This window comes from Rhodanobacter sp. K2T2 (assembly GCF_013408815.1).
Classification (GTDB): Bacteria; Pseudomonadota; Gammaproteobacteria; order Xanthomonadales; family Rhodanobacteraceae; genus Rhodanobacter.
In genome coordinates this window covers 71948-88505 of record NZ_JACCCA010000016.1, presented here as the reverse complement: position 1 = coordinate 88505, position 16558 = coordinate 71948, and the positions used below count along the sequence as shown (strand labels likewise).

General features: G+C 63.5%; 17 protein-coding genes. 3 read left to right on the top strand and 14 right to left on the bottom strand.

What is annotated here, in order from left to right; all coding sequences use genetic code 11:
- Nucleotides 1–131 precede the first annotated feature (131 nt).
- The 7 genes from HDE78_RS19525 to rpoZ form a co-directional block, all read right to left on the bottom strand.
- Entirely contained in the window at nucleotides 132–1427 is a 1296-nt protein-coding gene (locus tag HDE78_RS19525; protein WP_179482639.1) for a citrate synthase, read from the bottom strand.
- A 272-nt stretch (nucleotides 1428–1699) separates the two neighbouring features.
- The gene (locus HDE78_RS19520; protein ID WP_179482637.1) at nucleotides 1700–1954 is read right to left on the bottom strand and encodes a type B 50S ribosomal protein L31; all 255 of its coding nucleotides are present in this window, start codon (nucleotides 1952–1954) and stop codon (nucleotides 1700–1702) included.
- A 79-nt stretch (nucleotides 1955–2033) separates the two neighbouring features.
- Nucleotides 2034–2969: a nucleoside hydrolase gene (locus HDE78_RS19515; protein ID WP_179482635.1), complete on the bottom strand. Its 936-nt coding sequence runs from the start codon at nucleotides 2967–2969 to the stop codon at nucleotides 2034–2036.
- A gap of 109 nt (nucleotides 2970–3078) precedes the next feature.
- A complete protein-coding gene (gene recG, locus HDE78_RS19510) occupies nucleotides 3079–5199 on the bottom strand; it encodes an ATP-dependent DNA helicase RecG (RefSeq protein WP_179482633.1) in 2121 nt (706 codons plus the stop codon).
- A gap of 94 nt (nucleotides 5200–5293) precedes the next feature.
- Nucleotides 5294–5677: a RidA family protein gene (locus HDE78_RS19505; protein ID WP_179482631.1), complete on the bottom strand. Its 384-nt coding sequence runs from the start codon at nucleotides 5675–5677 to the stop codon at nucleotides 5294–5296.
- A gap of 128 nt (nucleotides 5678–5805) precedes the next feature.
- The gene (locus tag HDE78_RS19500) at nucleotides 5806–7974 is read right to left on the bottom strand and encodes a bifunctional (p)ppGpp synthetase/guanosine-3',5'-bis(diphosphate) 3'-pyrophosphohydrolase (RefSeq protein WP_179482629.1); all 2169 of its coding nucleotides are present in this window, start codon (nucleotides 7972–7974) and stop codon (nucleotides 5806–5808) included.
- A gap of 138 nt (nucleotides 7975–8112) precedes the next feature.
- A complete protein-coding gene (gene rpoZ, locus HDE78_RS19495; protein ID WP_179482627.1) occupies nucleotides 8113–8403 on the bottom strand; it encodes a DNA-directed RNA polymerase subunit omega in 291 nt (96 codons plus the stop codon).
- Nucleotides 8404–8605: 202 nt separating this feature from the next.
- On the opposite strand from rpoZ, the gene HDE78_RS19490 reads away from it, so the two are divergent.
- The gene (locus HDE78_RS19490) at nucleotides 8606–9442 is read left to right on the top strand and encodes a VacJ family lipoprotein (protein WP_179482625.1); all 837 of its coding nucleotides are present in this window, start codon (nucleotides 8606–8608) and stop codon (nucleotides 9440–9442) included.
- A 71-nt stretch (nucleotides 9443–9513) separates the two neighbouring features.
- Here HDE78_RS19490 and HDE78_RS19485 read toward each other — a convergent pair whose 3' ends face one another.
- From HDE78_RS19485 to gmk, 6 genes are all read right to left on the bottom strand, one after another.
- A complete protein-coding gene (locus HDE78_RS19485; RefSeq protein WP_343205715.1) occupies nucleotides 9514–9822 on the bottom strand; it encodes an STAS domain-containing protein in 309 nt (102 codons plus the stop codon).
- Nucleotides 9819–10493: an ABC transporter substrate-binding protein gene (locus tag HDE78_RS19480; RefSeq protein WP_179482623.1), complete on the bottom strand. Its 675-nt coding sequence runs from the start codon at nucleotides 10491–10493 to the stop codon at nucleotides 9819–9821. Before HDE78_RS19480 ends, HDE78_RS19485 begins: the two co-directional genes overlap by 4 nt.
- A gap of 26 nt (nucleotides 10494–10519) precedes the next feature.
- On the bottom strand, nucleotides 10520–11425 hold the full coding sequence (gene mlaD, locus HDE78_RS19475) for an outer membrane lipid asymmetry maintenance protein MlaD (RefSeq protein WP_179482621.1): 906 nt from the start codon (nucleotides 11423–11425) through the stop codon (nucleotides 10520–10522).
- A 67-nt stretch (nucleotides 11426–11492) separates the two neighbouring features.
- On the bottom strand, nucleotides 11493–12269 hold the full coding sequence (gene mlaE / locus HDE78_RS19470; protein ID WP_179482619.1) for a lipid asymmetry maintenance ABC transporter permease subunit MlaE: 777 nt from the start codon (nucleotides 12267–12269) through the stop codon (nucleotides 11493–11495).
- Nucleotides 12266–13102, bottom strand: a complete 837-nt coding sequence (locus HDE78_RS19465) for an ATP-binding cassette domain-containing protein (RefSeq protein ID WP_179482617.1) — start codon at nucleotides 13100–13102, stop codon at nucleotides 12266–12268. The genes mlaE and HDE78_RS19465 overlap by 4 nt, the downstream gene beginning before the upstream one ends.
- Nucleotides 13103–13205: 103 nt before the next feature.
- Complete coding sequence (gene gmk, locus HDE78_RS19460; protein ID WP_179482615.1) at nucleotides 13206–13859, bottom strand: guanylate kinase; 654 nt, start codon at nucleotides 13857–13859, stop codon at nucleotides 13206–13208.
- Nucleotides 13860–14143: 284 nt separating this feature from the next.
- Here gmk and HDE78_RS19455 point away from each other — a divergent pair, with 284 nt between their 5' ends.
- Nucleotides 14144–14773 carry a hypothetical protein gene (locus HDE78_RS19455; protein WP_179482613.1) on the top strand — a complete coding sequence of 210 codons (630 nt, stop codon included), beginning with the start codon at nucleotides 14144–14146 and terminating at the stop codon, nucleotides 14771–14773.
- A 93-nt stretch (nucleotides 14774–14866) separates the two neighbouring features.
- On the opposite strand, the gene HDE78_RS19450 is transcribed toward HDE78_RS19455, so the two are convergent.
- Entirely contained in the window at nucleotides 14867–15730 is an 864-nt protein-coding gene (locus HDE78_RS19450; RefSeq protein WP_179482611.1) for a YicC/YloC family endoribonuclease, read from the bottom strand.
- 90 nt (nucleotides 15731–15820) lie between these two features.
- Between HDE78_RS19450 and rph the strand changes: the two genes are divergently transcribed.
- The gene (rph, locus tag HDE78_RS19445) at nucleotides 15821–16555 is read left to right on the top strand and encodes a ribonuclease PH (protein ID WP_179482609.1); all 735 of its coding nucleotides are present in this window, start codon (nucleotides 15821–15823) and stop codon (nucleotides 16553–16555) included.
- The last annotated feature ends 3 nt before the right edge of the window (nucleotides 16556–16558 follow it).

The following is a 16558-nucleotide window of genomic DNA, read 5'->3' as shown; positions in this document are numbered from 1 at the left end:
TGCAGGGACACAAAAAAATCCGGCCTTCAACAGGTGAAGGCCGGATTCTTGGGACGCCTTGGCTACGATGCAATGCTTAAGTGAACAGCATTACGGGCGAACCCGGGCTTTTTTTCAACGAAGTAAAGCGCTTAGCGCTTCGCTTCCGGCACGTAGTCGCGGACATCCGCGCCGGTGTAGATCTGGCGCGGGCGGCCGATGCGCGATCCCGGCGTTTCATGCTGCTCGATCCAGTGCGCGATCCAGCCCGAGGTGCGCGCAATGGCGAACATCACGGTGAACATCTCGGTCGGAATGCCCAGCGCCTTGTAGATGATGCCGGAGTAGAAATCGACATTTGGGTAAAGCTTGCGCTCGACGAAGTAATCGTCCTTTAGCGCCGCCTCTTCCAGCTTCATGGCCACGTCGAGCAGCGGGTCGTTGACGCCGAGTTCTTCCAACACCTTGTGGCACATCTCGCGGATGATCTTGGCGCGCGGATCGAAGTTCTTGTAGACGCGGTGGCCAAAGCCCATCAGGCGGAAGCTGTCGTTCTTGTCCTTCGCGCGCAGCACGGCCTTTTCGACCTGATCCGGCGTGCCGATTTCCTTCAGCTGCTTGAGCACCGCCTCGTTGGCGCCGCCGTGTGCCGGGCCCCAAAGCGCCGTGATACCCGCGGCGATCGACGCATAAGGATTCGCGCCGGTGGAGCCAACCAGACGTACCGTCGACGTCGAGGCATTCTGCTCGTGATCGGCATGCAGGATAAACAGCAGGTCCAGCGCCTTGGCCGCCACCGGGCTCATCTCCAGCGGCTCGCTCGGGACTTCGAACATCATGTGCAGGAAGCGGTCGACGTAGGCGAGGTTGTTGCGCGGATAGCGCGCCGGCCAGCCGATCGAATAGCGGTAGCACGACGCCGCGATGGTCGGCATTTTGGCGATCAGGCGGATGGCCGCCAGCTGGCGGTCGGCCGGATCGTCGACGTTCAGATCGTCGTGGTAGAACGCGGAAAGCGACGCCACCGAAGCGGCCAGCATCGCCATCGGGTGGGCGTCGTGATGGAAACCCTGAAAGAAGTTCTTCTGCGACTCGTGCATCATCGTGTGATGCGTGATCTCGTGGTCAAAAGCGTCGAACTGCGGCTTGGTCGGCAGCTCGCCGTTGAGCAGCAGGTACGACACTTCGAGGAAGCTGGATTTTTCCGCCAGCTGCTCGATCGGGTAGCCGCGATAAAGCAGCACGCCTTCGTCGCCGTCGATATAGGTAATGGCGCTCTTGGTGCTGGCGGTGCTGCCGTAGCCCGGGTCGTAAGTGAAGTGACCGGTGTCTTTGTACAGCGTGCCGATATCGATACACGCAGGCCCCAGCGTACCGCTGATCAATGGCAGCTCACTACTGCGCTGGGTGGACTCATCGACCAGCTTGACGATCTTGGTATCGGACACGGGAATCTCCTTACATGTGGATCACCACCGGGTTCACCCGTGCGGGCGCTGCCGGTCGGCGAGGGGAATGCTTGGTCGTTGCATACGGGGACGTGCATGCGGCAAAGCGAGCACCGAAGCGCTGTTCGCCATGAATTATCGCATAAGGCCTTGTGAACATTCGATCGCGAATGGACAAGCCATCGGCACAAAAAAATACGGGGCAAGCTGGCGCTCACCCCGTATCTCGATTCGACTCTGCAAGGCCATCAGTGGAGTGGCCCGACCGCGAATTATTCTTTGGTCGCGCCTGCATAGCGGCGACGGAACTTGTCCACACGGCCGCCGACGTCGAGCGTCTTCTGCTTGCCGGTGTAGAACGGATGCGAATGGCTGGAGATATCCACCTTGATCAGCGGGTACTCGTTACCGTCTTCCCACTTGATGGTTTCCTTGCTGGACATGGTCGACTTGGTCAGAAACGCGAAGTCGGACGACAGGTCCTGGAAAACGACCGCTTTGTTGTTCGGATGGATATCAGGCTTCATGACAGACTCGAAAGCGATGGAAATAAGAGCGGCATTGTAACCGCCGTTTGCCGGCCACCGCAACCCTCGCGGACTCGACTCAGTCTTGCGCACCCAGCGCGCGGCGAACCATGGCGGCAAAACGCGCCTGATCGACCTCCAGCACGATATCGGCGTTGGCCGGCCGGCCCAGGCGCTTGGCCCAATCGACGACGGTGGCGCCGCGGGTCAACCGACCGTCGAGTTCGACCGCTACGGCGCGCTTTTCGCTGCGCGTGACGATGGATGGATCGATCGCTACGGCCATCGCCAGCGCGTCGGCGGCAATCACCCCGCGTCGCCCATGTTGCGCGTTGTAGGCACGCGCGGTGCCGGCGATGCTGTCGTAAAACCCGGCGCGCTCGTCGCCCTGCTTGAGCCAGCCCTCGAACTCGGCATCGTCGAACGCATGCCGCAACGTGGCCTCCCAGTCCACCAGCTCGAACTGCGGAAACGCCTCGAACACCACGTGCGCAGCCTCCGGGTCGAAGCCGATATTGAACTCGGCCGGCACGTTGCCGGTATTGCCATGGCCCGTAACCGCACCGCCCATGATCACCAGCCGCGCCACGCGCTCGGGCAGGCAGGGATCGATGCGCAGGGCCAGCGCAAGATTGGTCAGCGGCGCCAGTGCGACCAGGGTCAGCTGGCCGGGGCGCTCGTGGGTCAGCCGCAGCAGCGCCAGCGCGGCCGCTTCGTCCGTCAGCGCCGCGCGCGGCGCCGGGAATCCCACGTCGCCAAAGCCGTCCTGACCGTGCACGAAGGCGGCATCTTCATCCGGCGCGCGCACCAGCGGCGTGGCACAGCCGGCAAAGATCGGTGTCGCGACACCCAGCAAATCGACCAGCGTGCGCGCGTTGCGCACCGTATGGCCCAGACCGACGTTGCCCGCCGCGATGCTCAGGCCCGCGACGTCGGCATGCGCGTGCGCCATCAAAATGGCGAGCGCATCGTCTACGCCGGGGTCGGTATCGATAAGGAGCTGAGGTCGGGTCATCGGATAGGCAAAGTCAGGAAGGGGCCGAATAGCTTAATTGGAGCGGGGAACGGGGAACAGGGAACAAGAGCCGACGCTTTTCATCTTCCCTCCTCCCCGCTCCCTGACCTCAAGCATGCACGTACCGTGCGGCGCCGCCGATCCACCGTTCAATCAATTGCTCAGTCTGCACCGGGTGCTCGGCCAGCATGCGCTCGCCGACCTGCTGCACGGCCGGCAGCAGGTGCGCGTCTCGAGCCAGATCGGCAATGCGGAAGCTGAGCTGCCCGGTCTGACGCGTGCCGAGCACTTCGCCAGGGCCACGCAGCTCCAGATCCTTTTCGGCAATACGAAACCCGTCGTTGGTTTCACGCATCACCTGCAGCCGCTCGCGCGCCAGCTGGCCGAGCGGAGGCTGGTACAGCAGCACACAGTTGGACGCCACCGCGCCGCGCCCTACCCGACCGCGCAGCTGATGCAGCTGCGCCAGGCCCAGCCGCTCGCTGTTCTCGATCACCATCAGGCTGGCGTTGGGCACGTCGACGCCCACTTCAATCACGGTAGTCGCCACCAGTACGGACAGTTCGCCGGCCTTGAACGCATCCATCGCCGCCTGTTTTTCCTTCGGCTTCATCCGGCCGTGGATAAGGCCCACATTGAAACCGGTCAGCGCCGACGACAGCTCCGCATGCGCCACCTCCGCCGCCTGCGCACGCAGCTGCTCGGATTCCTCGATCAGCGTGCACACCCAATAGACCTGCCGGCCCTCGCCGCATGCCGCGTGGATGCGCTCGATCACGTCGAAGCGCCGCGCACTGGAGATCGCGATGGTCTGCACCGGCGTGCGGCCCGGCGGCAGTTCGTCGATCGACGATACGTCCAGATCGGCATAAGCGCTCATCGCCAGCGTGCGCGGAATCGGCGTAGCGGTAAGCACCAGCTGATGCGGCACCAGACCGCTGACGTGATCGGCCCCCTTGTCGCGCAGCGCGAGACGCTGCTGCACGCCGAAGCGATGCTGCTCGTCGACGATGACCAGGCCGAGCCGAGAAAACGTCACGCCTTCCTGCATCAGCGCATGGGTGCCGATCGCCATCGAGGCACCGTCGGCAATGCGCTGCATCGCCTGCTGCCGCGCCTTGCCCTGCTGTTTGCCGACCAGCCATTCCACGGCGATACCCAGCGGCTGCAGCCAGTGCCGAAAATTGCGTAGATGCTGCTCGGCCAGCAATTCGGTCGGCGCCATCAGCGCCACCTGCTGGCCCGCCTCGATCGCTGTCAATGCGGCCAGCGCAGCCACGACGGTCTTGCCGCTGCCCACATCGCCTTGCACCAGCCGCAGCATCGGCTTGCGCTGCGTGAGATCGCGCACCACTTCGGCCGTCACGCGCTGTTGTGCGCTTGTCAGCGCAAACGGCAGCTCCTCCAGCAACTGCGCGCGCAAGTTTCCGTCGCCGCCAAGCGCGGGCGCGCGGCGACGGCGTACGGCGGCGCGCATGCGCTTGAGGCTCAAGTGCTGGGTCAGCAATTCCTCGAAGGCCAGCCGCTGCTGCGCGGGATGACGGCCGAGCGTCAGCTGGGCCAGGTTCGCGTCCGGCGGCGGCCGGTGTACGTAAAGCAGTGCATCGCGCAGTGACGTGAGCCCGTGCTCGGCGCAGAGTTCCGGCGAAATCAGTTCCAACTGCGCGGCGGGCGGCAGCAGCGCCAACGATTTGGCGATCACACCGGCGAGCCGCTTCGTACCGAGGCCTTCGGTGGTGGGATACACGGGACTCAGCAATTCGTCGACCGCAGCCAGCTCATCGCCGCTCAGGCGCTGATAGGTCGGATGCACCATCTCCAGACCCTGCGCCGCGTGACGAACCTCGCCGAAGCAAAGCACGCGCGCGCCGACTTTCAGCTGCTCGGCCTGCGCGCGGTTGAAATGAAAAAAACGCAGCGTCAGGGTCTGGCCGCTGACATCGCCGATGGCGACTTTCAGCTGCGGGCGAAAGCGAAAGCCTCGCTCCACCGCCTCGATCACCCCCTCGACCTGCGCGCGCTCGCCCACACGCAGATCGGCGATGGCCGTGACGCGCGTCTTGTCCTCGTAGCGCAGCGGTAGATGAAACCAGAGATCCTGCAGGCGCTCCAAACCCAGCTTCGCCAGCGTCACGATCAGCGCGGGGCCGACGCCGCTCAGCGTGCTTACCGGCGCAAGACCCGGGTCAGCATTGGCCGTTGGTGAAGGTCGAGGGGTGCGCGCGCTCATGGTCGCCAAGCCTAACCGAGCCACGCCAGTTGCTGTAAGCCTGACGTTGCGGGCTAGGCCGACGCGCCCTGTCGGCACGCGCCGCGCACGAAGATCAGTCCAGCACCATCACCGCATCCACTTCGACCTGCGCCGCCTTCGGCAAGGCGGAAACCTCGATGGTCGATCGTGCGGGATACGGCGACTGAAAGTATTCGGCCATCACCGCATTGACGGTAGCGAAGTTGGCCAGATCGGTGACGTAGATACCGACGCGAACGATCTGCGCCAACGAGCCACCCGCCGCTTGCGCAACCGCGGTCAAATTGTCGAACACTCGCCGAGTCTGCTCGGCGATATCGCCTTCGACCAACGCGCCGGTGGCCGGATCAAGCGGAATCTGGCCGGAAAAATACACAGTGTTGCCGGCGCGCACGGCCTGCGAATACGGGCCGATAGCGGCGGGCGCCAGCTCGGTAGCGATGATGATGCGGGACATGATTTTCCTTGGAAACGGGGAGCGGGGAACCACCCGAGGTGGTCTGGCGGGAAACGGGACGAGCATAAGACGCCGCGCACGTTTGGCAAGCCGCCTCAGGGAATCGTCATAAAAAGAACGCTTGCGCCTTACAACGGATAGCGATGTGCACCGCTGATCACGCCGGTGCGCCGCACGCGACGAATCACCTCCGCCAGATGCTTGCGGCTCTTCACTTCCATCGAAAACAACAGCGTCGCGGCAGCGGCGTCGCGCTCGACGTATTCGACGTTGTCGATATTCGAATCCGCCGCTGCGATGGCGGCCGCCACCGTGGCCAGCACGCCGGGACGGTTGATGACTTCGATACGCAACTGCGCGCGAAAATCGCCCTGCACATCGCGGTCCCATTCGATCGGCACGCAGCGCTCCGGCGACTTGCGCAGCTCGATCACGTTCGGGCATTCCTCACGGTGCACGACGATGCCCTTGCCCGAGGACAGATAACCCACGATGTCATCGCCGGGCAGCGGATGGCAGCAGTTGGCGAAACTCAGTACGCCGCGCTCGGCGCCGGTAATGCGAATTTTTTCGTGCGCATTCTGCGACGTGTGCGGCGTGCCGTCGAGGCGCTTGCCGCGCGAGGCCAGCAGTTGGGTGGCGACCACGTCGGGCATACGATTGCCCAGCGCGATGTCGGACAACAGCTCCTCCAGACGGCTGAACTTCGAGGCCTCGAGAAATCGTTCCAGCACCGCCGTCGGCACGCCATCCAGGCTGCTGCCCTGCGCATCGAGCGCGCGATCGAGCATGCGATGGCCGAAGTCCACTGCGTCTTCGTGCTGCAGGTTTTTCAGGTACTGCCGAATCGCCGTGCGGGCTTTGCCGGTCACCACGGATTCGAGCCAGGCCGGATTCGGCATCGCGGAAGGCGCCGTGATGATTTCCACCAGCTGTCCCGACGCCAACCGCGTGCGCAGCGGCAGCAGCTTCTTGTCCACGCGCGCGGCCACCGCATGATCGCCGACGTCGGTATGCACGGCGTAGGCGAAATCCAGCGCGGTCGCGTTGCGCGGCAGCGAGAGAATGTCGCCGCGCGGGGTGAACAGATAAACCTCGTCCGGAAACAGATCGATCTTCACCGCCTCGATGAATTCCGCCGAGGACGACGTGTTGGCCGAACTGTCGGCCAAGGACGAAAGCCACTCGCGCGCACGCGCCTGCGCGCTGTTGGCCGGACCGCTGTCGGTTTTGTAGGCCCAATGGGCCGCCACGCCGCGCTCGGCCACCGAGTTCATTTCAGCAGTGCGTATCTGTACCTCGATCGGCGCACCGAACGGGCCGAGCAGCACGGTATGCAGCGACTGGTAGCCGTTGGCCTTGGGAATCGCGATGAAATCCTTGAAGCGCCGATCGACCGGTTTGTACAGGGCATGCACCGCGCCGAGCGCCATGTAGCAGCTCATCGCACTGTCGACGATCACGCGAAAACCATAGACGTCCATCAGCTGGGCGAAGCTCTTGTGCTCCTCGTGCATCTTCGAATAGATGCTCCACGGCGACTTGATCCGCCCCACCACATCGCTCTGCATATGCTCGGCGCTCAGGCGGCTCGCCAGCGCCGTTTCGATCTTGCCCATCGCCTCGCGGCGATTGCCGATGGCGGCGCGGATACGCTCGCTGATGACGCGGTACCGATCCGGGTACAGCGCGCGAAAGCCAAGATCCTGCAGCTCGGCCTTGAACTTGTTCATACCCAGGCGCTGCGCGATGGGCGCGTAGATTTCCAGCGTTTCGCGGGCAATGCGGCGGCGCGAGGCAGGGTCTTTGGCGCCCAGCGTGCGCATATTGTGCAGGCGATCTGCCAGCTTGATCAGGATCACGCGCAGATCGCGCGCCATCGCCAACAGCATCTTGCGAAAACTTTCGGCATCGGCTTCCTGGCGCGTACCGAACCGCATCTTGTCCAGCTTGGTCACGCCATCGACCAGCTCGGCCACCACCTCGCCGAATTCGCCGGCCAAGGCCTCGCGGCTCAGCGTCGTGTCTTCCAGCGTGTCGTGCAGGATGGCCGCAATAATGGTTTCGGCATCGAGCCCCAGTTCGGCCAGGATGCCGGCCACCGCGACCGGGTGAGTGATATAGGGCTCGCCGCTTTTGCGCTCCTGCCCGGCATGCGCGTCGGCGCCCACTTCAAAAGCCCGGATGACCTTGGCGATCTGCGCTTCGGACAGATAGGCGACCCGCTCTTTCAATGCCAACACATAGGGAGGCAATACCGACAAGTCGACCGAACCAGGATGCGTGGCCGCTGTCATGGGAGTCGGCGCCGTCTCAGGCGCCTACCTCGGCAACACGAGAAACGCTAATGGACAAAACACGAACGGCTGCACGCGCAGGTTTCGATCCACCGGAAAAGACGGTGCGCCAAGAACGCTGTCGACAGCCGGCGTCCATCAATCGTCGCCGCCCTTGGAAAGATCGTCGTCGACTTCGGCGGCGGCCCATTCCAGCGCCTCGCGCTCGGCACGCTCGCGTTCGGCGGTGTCGATCTGGTCGATCATGTTCTGATCGATGCGGCGTTCGGCGATCTCACGCAGGGCCAGCACGGTCGGCTTGTCCTGCTCGGGATTGACCGCAGGCTCGGCGCCCTTTTCCAGCTGGCGCGCGCGCTTGGTAGCCATAAGCACCAGCTCGAAACGGTTGTTGACCACCTCGAGGCAGTCTTCAACGGTGATACGTGCCATGCGAAATCCTCAAAAAATAAATGACTTATGCGGCCCAGTAGTGTAGCCAGCGGGCGCTTTGCTGGCAATGCGGCCTGCGCGTATGATGGCCGGCTGCCTGCACATAAGCTTTATCAGGCTGAAAGCACACTGAAAGTCGTGCAAGATATAAAACCAGTCAGTACAATTATCCCGCCTCCCTCCCCGCGAACCCTCTGCAACGATGCCTTCCATGCCCCGATCCCTCTCCCTGAGTCGCTGGCTGTTGCTGCTTGCGATCGTGATGCTGGCTGGCTGCGCCACCATCGCCCCACCGCGCACCGATGACCCGCTGGAGAAGTACAACCGCAAGGTCTACAAATTCAATGACTCGCTCGACAAGGCGATCATCCGCCCCGTGGCTATTGGCTATCGCAAGGTAACCAACGCACCCGTGCGCAAGGGCGTGACGAACTTCTTTACCAATATCCGCATGCCGATCACGGTAGTCAATGACCTGCTGCAGGCGCGCCCCAAGCAGGCGGCGCAGAGCACCGGGCGGTTTGTGGTCAATCTGACGATCGGTTTCGTCGGCTTCTTCGATCCGGCCAGCCAGTTCGGCATTCCGCTGGACAACAGCGACTTCGGCATCACGCTGGCCCGCTGGGGCTTTCCGGAAGGCGATTACCTGATGCTGCCGTTGTTCGGTCCGAGCACGGGCCGCGACATCTGGCGCATCCCGGTGGACAGCTACTTCCTTGATCCGCTGAGCTACTTCTCGTCGAATTATCACTATCACGGCTTGCAGTACCTGCCGCAGGTGATCTATCTGGTCAATCTGCGCGCCCGTGCCATCGATGCGGAGAGCTTCCTCAACTCGGCCTACGACCCGTACGTGTTTCTGCGCGATGCATACCGCCAGCAGCGGCTTTACGACATCTACGACGGTAACCCGCCGGACAGCGCGATCCAGCATATGCAGGGGCTGGATGACAAGAATTTCGATCCAGACGAATTGCTCGATCAGCAGCACAAGTGGGAAAACAGCCATCCGGGGCAGACCAACAAGGGCAGCCAGTAAGTCGGCGACACCCGAATACGACGCACAAAAAAGGGGCCACAGCCCCTTTTTTGTGCGTGCAACTTACCGAACTAACCGATCAGGTGATCAACCTCGGAGACCTTGGCCAGCGCCTGCAGCCCGCCGGGCATATGCACGATTTTCAGCTGCCGTCCCTTGCTTGCCGCCTTCGCCATCACGGTCACCAGGCAGGAAAGGCCGGCGCTGTCGGCATGCGACACACCGGACAGATCGAGCTGGGCGATGGAGCGATCCGCCAACGCCGCCTCGATGGCTTCGGTGGCTGCCGCCGCCGTATTGAAGTTGAGCAGACCCGAGACGCCGAGCACACCCGGCGTCTTTGTCGTCACCTCGAAACCGCGGTCGGCAACGATGGTCACTGGCCGCCCTTGGTGTCCTTCGCCATCGAGTCCAGCGCCTGACCACCCTTGGTTTCAAGATTGGTGATCAACGCATCGATGCCGCTCTTGCGAATTTCCGCATCGACCTGATTGCGGTAGTTGGTGACATAGGAGATGCCTTCGATGATCACGTCGTAGGCCTTCCAGTCGCCGGAACGGCTCTTGCGGAACGCGTAGTCGATCGACACCAGCTTACCGTCGTCCATCACCACCTGGGTGCGCACTACAGTGCGCTTGTCGTTGAGGTCGCCGCTGAACGGCAGCACCTTGACGCGTCCGCGCGTGTAGTCGAGCAGACCCTCGGCATAGCGATGGGTGATCGAGTTGTAAAACGCCTTGGCGAAACGCTCGCGCTGGGCCGGCGTCGCTTCGCGGGCGTGCTGTCCCAGCACCAGGATCGACGCGTAGTCGATGTCGAAGTGCGGCAGCAGCACTTCATCGATGATGCTGATCAGCTTGTCCTGATTCTGCTTCAACTCGTCGCGATGGCCGTCGATGGCGGTGGCCAGCTGGTCGGCAATGGATTGAATGATCTGCTCGGGCGTCTGCGTGGCGGACGCGGCGGCCGGCGCCGGATCCTGAGCAAACGACGGGCTGGCAACGAGGGTGCCCATAGCAATAGCGGTGGCGAGAGCCAGTCTGCGCAACATGGAAAACTCCTTGGACAATGACCGGATTACTGCTTGCCGGCGGGGGTAGTGGGGGAAGGTGTATCCGACGACTTGTCGCCGGGTTTGCCGTTGCCGGCGTCTTTTTTGTCGGTGGACGAGGAACCATTGACCAGGAATTTGCCGATTAAATCCTCCAGCTGCATGGCCGACTGGGTCAGCACCATTTCATCACCGTTCTTGAGTGCATCCGGTGAACCGCCCGGCTGGATGGCGACGAACTGCGAGCCGATCAAGCCGCTGGTGAACACGGCCGCCGAGGAATCGTCGGGAATCTGGTTGTAGCGATTGTCGATCGCCAGGGTCACCTTGGCATCGAGCTTGACCGGGTCGGCCACGACCGACTGCACGCTGCCGATCGGCACGCCGGCCATCTTCACCGCCGCACCGGCCGACAGGGTACCGACGTTCGAGAAGGTCGCCGTGACCGTATACGTACCGCCCAGGTTGTCGGCCATGCCGCCAGCACCGAAGAACTTGCCCAGCATGTCCTCCAGCTGCTCGGCCGGCTTGGTCAGGGCCAGGGTGCCACCTTCGGCCACCGTCTTCTTGGACGTGCCGTAGACGATGCCGACGTACTGATCGCCCAGCAGGCCGCTGGTAAAGATGGTCGCGACCGAATCGAGCGGAATCTTGTCGTAGTTCTTGTCGATGGCCAGCTTCACGTCGGCCACCTCGGCGCCGGGCGCCAGGGTGATCGACTGCACCTGGCCGACGCGCACGCCGGCGATCTTTACCGGCGCGCGCTCTTTCAGCTGGCCGATGTTGGCGAAATGAGTGTCGACGATATAACTGGCGCCCTGGTGCGTATTCGCGACAGAGGTGGTCTGGGTCGCCAGATACACCAGCGCGGCAAAACCCAGCACGATGAACAGGCCGGTGCCGACGGCATAGGAATTTCTCGGTTGGCTCACGGCACGATCCTCGATAGACGATGGAAAAATAGGGGCTGAGAAAAAACGGAACGATGCATGGCGGCCATCACATCAGGAATGCGGTGAGGACGAAGTCCAGCGCCAGAATGGCGATCGACGAGGCCACCACGGTGCGCGTCGTGGCGTAGGCCACGCCTTCGCTGGTCGGCGGCGTGGTGAAGCCCTGATAGACCGCAATCAGCGTCACCACGGCGCCGAAAGCCAGGCTTTTCAGCAGCACGCCGTTGACGATGTCCGTGCGCAGATCCACCACCGCGGTCATGTTCGACCAGAACGTACCGTTATCGATGCCCAGCCAGGTGACGCCGACCAGATGGCCGCCGAGCACCGACATGGCGCAGAACACGCAGCACAGCAGCGGCATCGCGATCAGCCCAGCCAAGAAGCGCGGCGTGCCGACGTAGGCGATCGGATCGACCGCCATCATCTCCATCGCGTCGATCTGATCGGTGGCGCGCATCAGGCCGATCTCGGCGGTAATCGACGTCCCTGCTCGACCGGCAAACAGCAGCGCGGTGACCACCGGCCCCAACTCGCGATACACCGACAGCGCCACCACCATGCCGCTGGCCGAGGTGCCGCCGAAGATCGACAGCACGTGGTAGAGCTGCAGCATCAGGACCATGCCCACAAACAGGCCGCAGACCATGATGATGGTCAAGCTCATAGCGCCGACGAACCACAGCTGGCGCAGCGTCTCGCGCACGTAGCGGAAGCTGCGCGGAATCGCCGCCAGCAGGGTGAGCAGAAACAGCCCGCAGCCGCCGACCTGCGCCAGCGCGCCGGTCAACGCATTGCGGGTCGGTACGGGACGCGTGCTCATTTGGCGGCTCCGGAAAAGCCCAGCGCCTGCGCGTAGTCGCCGGCCGGATACTGAAACGGCACCGGACCATCCTCGTCGCCACCGAAAAACTGACGTGTCCACGCCGAGCCGTCATTGGCGATGGTCTTGGGATCGCCCTGCGCCACGACCTTGCCGTTGGCGATCAGAAACACGTGATCCGCCACCCGCTTCACCGCCTCGATTTCGTGCGCCACCAGCACACTGGTGATGCCGAGCGTTTCATTGAGCGTACGGATCAATTTCAGCACTTGGTTCAACGCCACGGGATCGAGTCCCACGAACGGTTCGTCATAAAGAATGAGCATGGGATCGAACACGATCGCGCGCGCCAGCGCGACCCGCCGCGCCATACCGCCGGAAAGCTCGTTCGGCATCAGCTGTGCGGCACCGCGCAGGCCGACCGCCTGCAGTTTCAGCAGCACCACGTTGCGAATCAGCACTTCCGGCAGCTGAGTGTGCTGGCGCAGCGGAAAGGCCACGTTCTCGAACACGCTGAAATCGGTCAGCAGGGCCGAGTTCTGAAACAGGTAGCCGATCCCCTCGCGTAGCTTGTACAGCGCCTCACGCGACAGTTTCGGCACGTCCTGGCCGTCCACCAGGATCTGTCCGGCATCCGGCGTCATCTGCCCGGTGATGTGCTTGAGCAGGGTCGTTTTGCCGGTGCCGCTGGGTCCCATGATGGCAGTGACCTTGCCGCGCGGAATGTCCAGATCGAGCTTGTCGAAAATGGTCTTGCCATTGAGTACCGTCGTCAGGCCGCGAACTCGCACCAGGGTGCTTTCGTCAGGCGGGTTGCGTACGGGATCGGTCATGGGAAGGAAACGGCGATAAGAAGACGTTCAAGGTAGCCGAAGAACCGTACGAAGACCATGAATACCCGCGCGCCGCTTAACTCTCGCTCAGCCCTGAGATCGCTCAACCTCCGGCCAGCAGCTCCGCGATCAGCGCCTCGTGCCGCCGCCACTGCAGCGCGCTGCGCTGACGCACCGCCCGCACAATGGCCTGCAGATCGTTCAAGGCATCGGCAAAAGCATCGTTGATCAGGATGTAGTCGAATTCGTGCGCGTGGGCAATTTCGCCCCGCGAGTTATGCAGCCGACGCTCGATCACTTCGGCGCTGTCCGACCCGCGCCCGCGCAGCCGGCGCTCCAGCTCGGCCCGCGAAGGCGGCAGGATGAAAATGCTGACGCAGTCGGGCTTGCTGCGACGGACCTGCTCGGCGCCCTGCCAGTCGATCTCCAGCAGCACATCCCGGCCTTGACCCAGCAGCGACTGCACGGTGGTGCGCGACGTGCCGTAGAGATTGCCGTGGACTTCGGCGTGCTCGAGAAAAATCCCCGCCCCGATCTCACGCTCGAATTCCGCGCGCTCCACAAAAAAATAGTGCCGACCGTACTGCTCGCCCTGCCGCGGCGGTCGCGTGGTGTGCGACACCGACAGCGAGATGGCCGGCTCGCGCTCGAGCAGTGCATTGACCAGACTCGACTTGCCCGCGCCGGACGGCGCGGCCACGACGAACAGCGTGCCTTCGAGATCGACGGTGGAAACGGTAGACGCAGGTGCACTCATGCCGATCAGGTCCGATGCCGTACCGAGAGGGTGAAACGCCGCAGCGTTTCGTCACCCGAACGATCCGTGGCGGCGCGAAGACAGTCGGTTGGCATCGAAGGGGCAGCTTTCATCGGCGAAGTATAGCGGCTGAACGCAGGCCGCTCGGCCGCCACGTCGGATCGGAAGCTTCCGCTGGTCTTTTGGCGTTCGGCCAACGTACTGAATTCGGCGGCCCGGATGTTTGTTAGGCTGCAGCTATCCACAGGGAAAAACGCAGCAAGATGAAGGCAAAGCTTTTTCTAATGCTCGCGCTGAGCGCCGCGAGCGTATCCGCAACCGCGCAGGCAGCCAAATTCAGCCGCAGTACGGGCCACAGATCGGCACCCAGTCTTCAGGTCTGGGGTTTCGCGTTGGGGCAGCCGCCGACGCTGATCCCTTGCCCGACCACGCGAGACGGTCTCTTCGACAGCAGGTCCTGGTCGCCGACGCTCGACAGCACCTGCATGGAGTCGCCGACGCATGCCGACACAAGCGCGGATGGCCGCGCGAAAACCCTGCCGGTCCACTTCAGCCGCGCCGAAGAACCTGCGCTGGCGGCGGGCGTCCACGCGCGCAGCTTCGCGCTGGTGATACTGGACGGCACCGTGCAGGGGGTTGTCGCGCGCACCAGCGGACTGGACAGCCAGAAAGCCGTCTACGCCATGCTCAGAAAAAAGTATGGCACCCCTACCTCGGTGGCCAAGGCGCGCGGACAGAACGGCAGGACGGGAAAAGCGGCCGAGGGCATCAGCGCCAGCTGGGCCATGGCGGATCTCAGGGTCGACTTCGAAGGCATTGGAACGACGGCCGACGAGGGGACGATCTTCATCACGACGGCCAGCGCGTTTGAACATGCGATGAAATCACCGTCCGCGCCATCGATGTCCGAGTAACTTCTGACTGCAAGATTTCGGCGACCGGGCCTCACTGGCGAGAATTATCAAGACGACCCGATCGGGTTATGGAAATCCGGTTGTTGATACGCGTCACTCGATGTTCTGCACCTGCTCGCGCATCTGCTCGATCAGCACCTTCAGCTCGACCGCCGCGTTGGTGCTGCGCGTATCGACCGATTTCGAGCCCAGCGTGTTCGCCTCGCGGTTGAACTCCTGCATCAGGAAATCCAGCCGGCGGCCGACCGGCTCCTTCAGCCCCAGCACGCGGCGGGTTTCGCCGATATGCGTGCTGAGACGATCCAGCTCCTCGTCCACGTCGGTGCGGGTGATCTGCATCACCAGCTCCTGCTCAAGCCGGCCCGGCTCGATCGGCTGCTTGATGTCGGCCAGCCGGCCTTCGAGGCGGGTGCGCAACGCCGCACGGATTTCCGGCATCCAGCTGCGTACGTCGGCGACCACGCGCTCGATCCCATCGAGCTTGTCGCGCAGGATCTCGCCGAGCTTTTCGCCCTCGCGCTCGCGCGTCGCCGTGAGCGCGTCGAGTGCGCGATCGAGCACCTCGAACAGCGCGGCCTGCTGCGCTTCCGGATCGATCTCCGCCTGCTGCATCACACCGGGAAAGCGCAGCAAATCGGTCAGTTCGACGCGCATCTGCGGAAAGCGCGTGCGCATGCTCAAGGCCAGTTCGGCTAGCTTGGACACCAGCGCTTCATTGATGTTGAGGCTGTCGCTGCGGGCATCGTTGCCGCGCAGGCGCACGGTGATATCCAGCTTGCCGCGCGACAACTTGGCCGCAATGCGCTCGCGCAGCAGCGACTCGAAGCCGCGCAGTTCGTCCGGCAGGCGCGGGCTCAGTTCCAGATAGCGATGGTTGACCGTGCGCAGTTCGCAGCTGAGCGTGCCTGCAGGGCCGGTGGTTTCAGCGCTGGCATAAGCCGTCATGCTGCGAATCATTCGAGTGACATCCAGGCGTCGTGAGAGAACGCAATGGTAAACTCTACGGCCCCGCCCTGCTTAACCCGGCGATCCGAAGCGAAGCCCTCCATGAATGCAGTTACCCGCCCCAGCGGCCGCGCCAGCGACCAGCTGCGCAGCGTCACTATCGAACGCCATTACACCCGCCACGCCGAAGGTTCGGTGCTGGTGAGCTTCGGCGACACCCGCGTGCTGTGCACGGCCAGCATCGAGGACCGCGTGCCGAACTGGCTGCGCGGCAAGGGCGAAGGCTGGGTCACCGCCGAGTACGGCATGCTGCCACGCGCCACCAACACCCGCACGCAGCGCGAAGCCGCGCGCGGCGGCCAGGGCGGCCGCACAATGGAGATCCAGCGGCTGATCGGCCGCAGCCTGCGCGCCTGCATCAACCGGCAGGCGCTGGGCGAGCGCGTCATCACGCTCGACTGCGACGTGATCCAGGCCGACGGCGGCACCCGCACCGCCGCGATTACCGGTGCCTACGTCGCTCTGGTCGACGCGGTCAATCACCTGATGAAGCGCGAAAACCTCAAGCGCAACCCTATCGTCGGCGCCGTCGCGGCGATCTCGGTCGGCATCTACAAAGGCGTGCCGGTTCTGGACCTGGATTACGCCGAGGACTCCAACTGCGATACCGATATGAACGTCGTGATGAACGACGGTGGTGGATTCATCGAAGTCCAGGGCACCGCCGAAGGCCACGCGTTTCGCCGCGACGAAATGAACGCGCTGCTGGCGCTGGCTGAGAAAGGCATCGGCGAACTGGTGCTGGCACAGCGCGCGGCGCTGACGCCGGCCGGCTGAGTC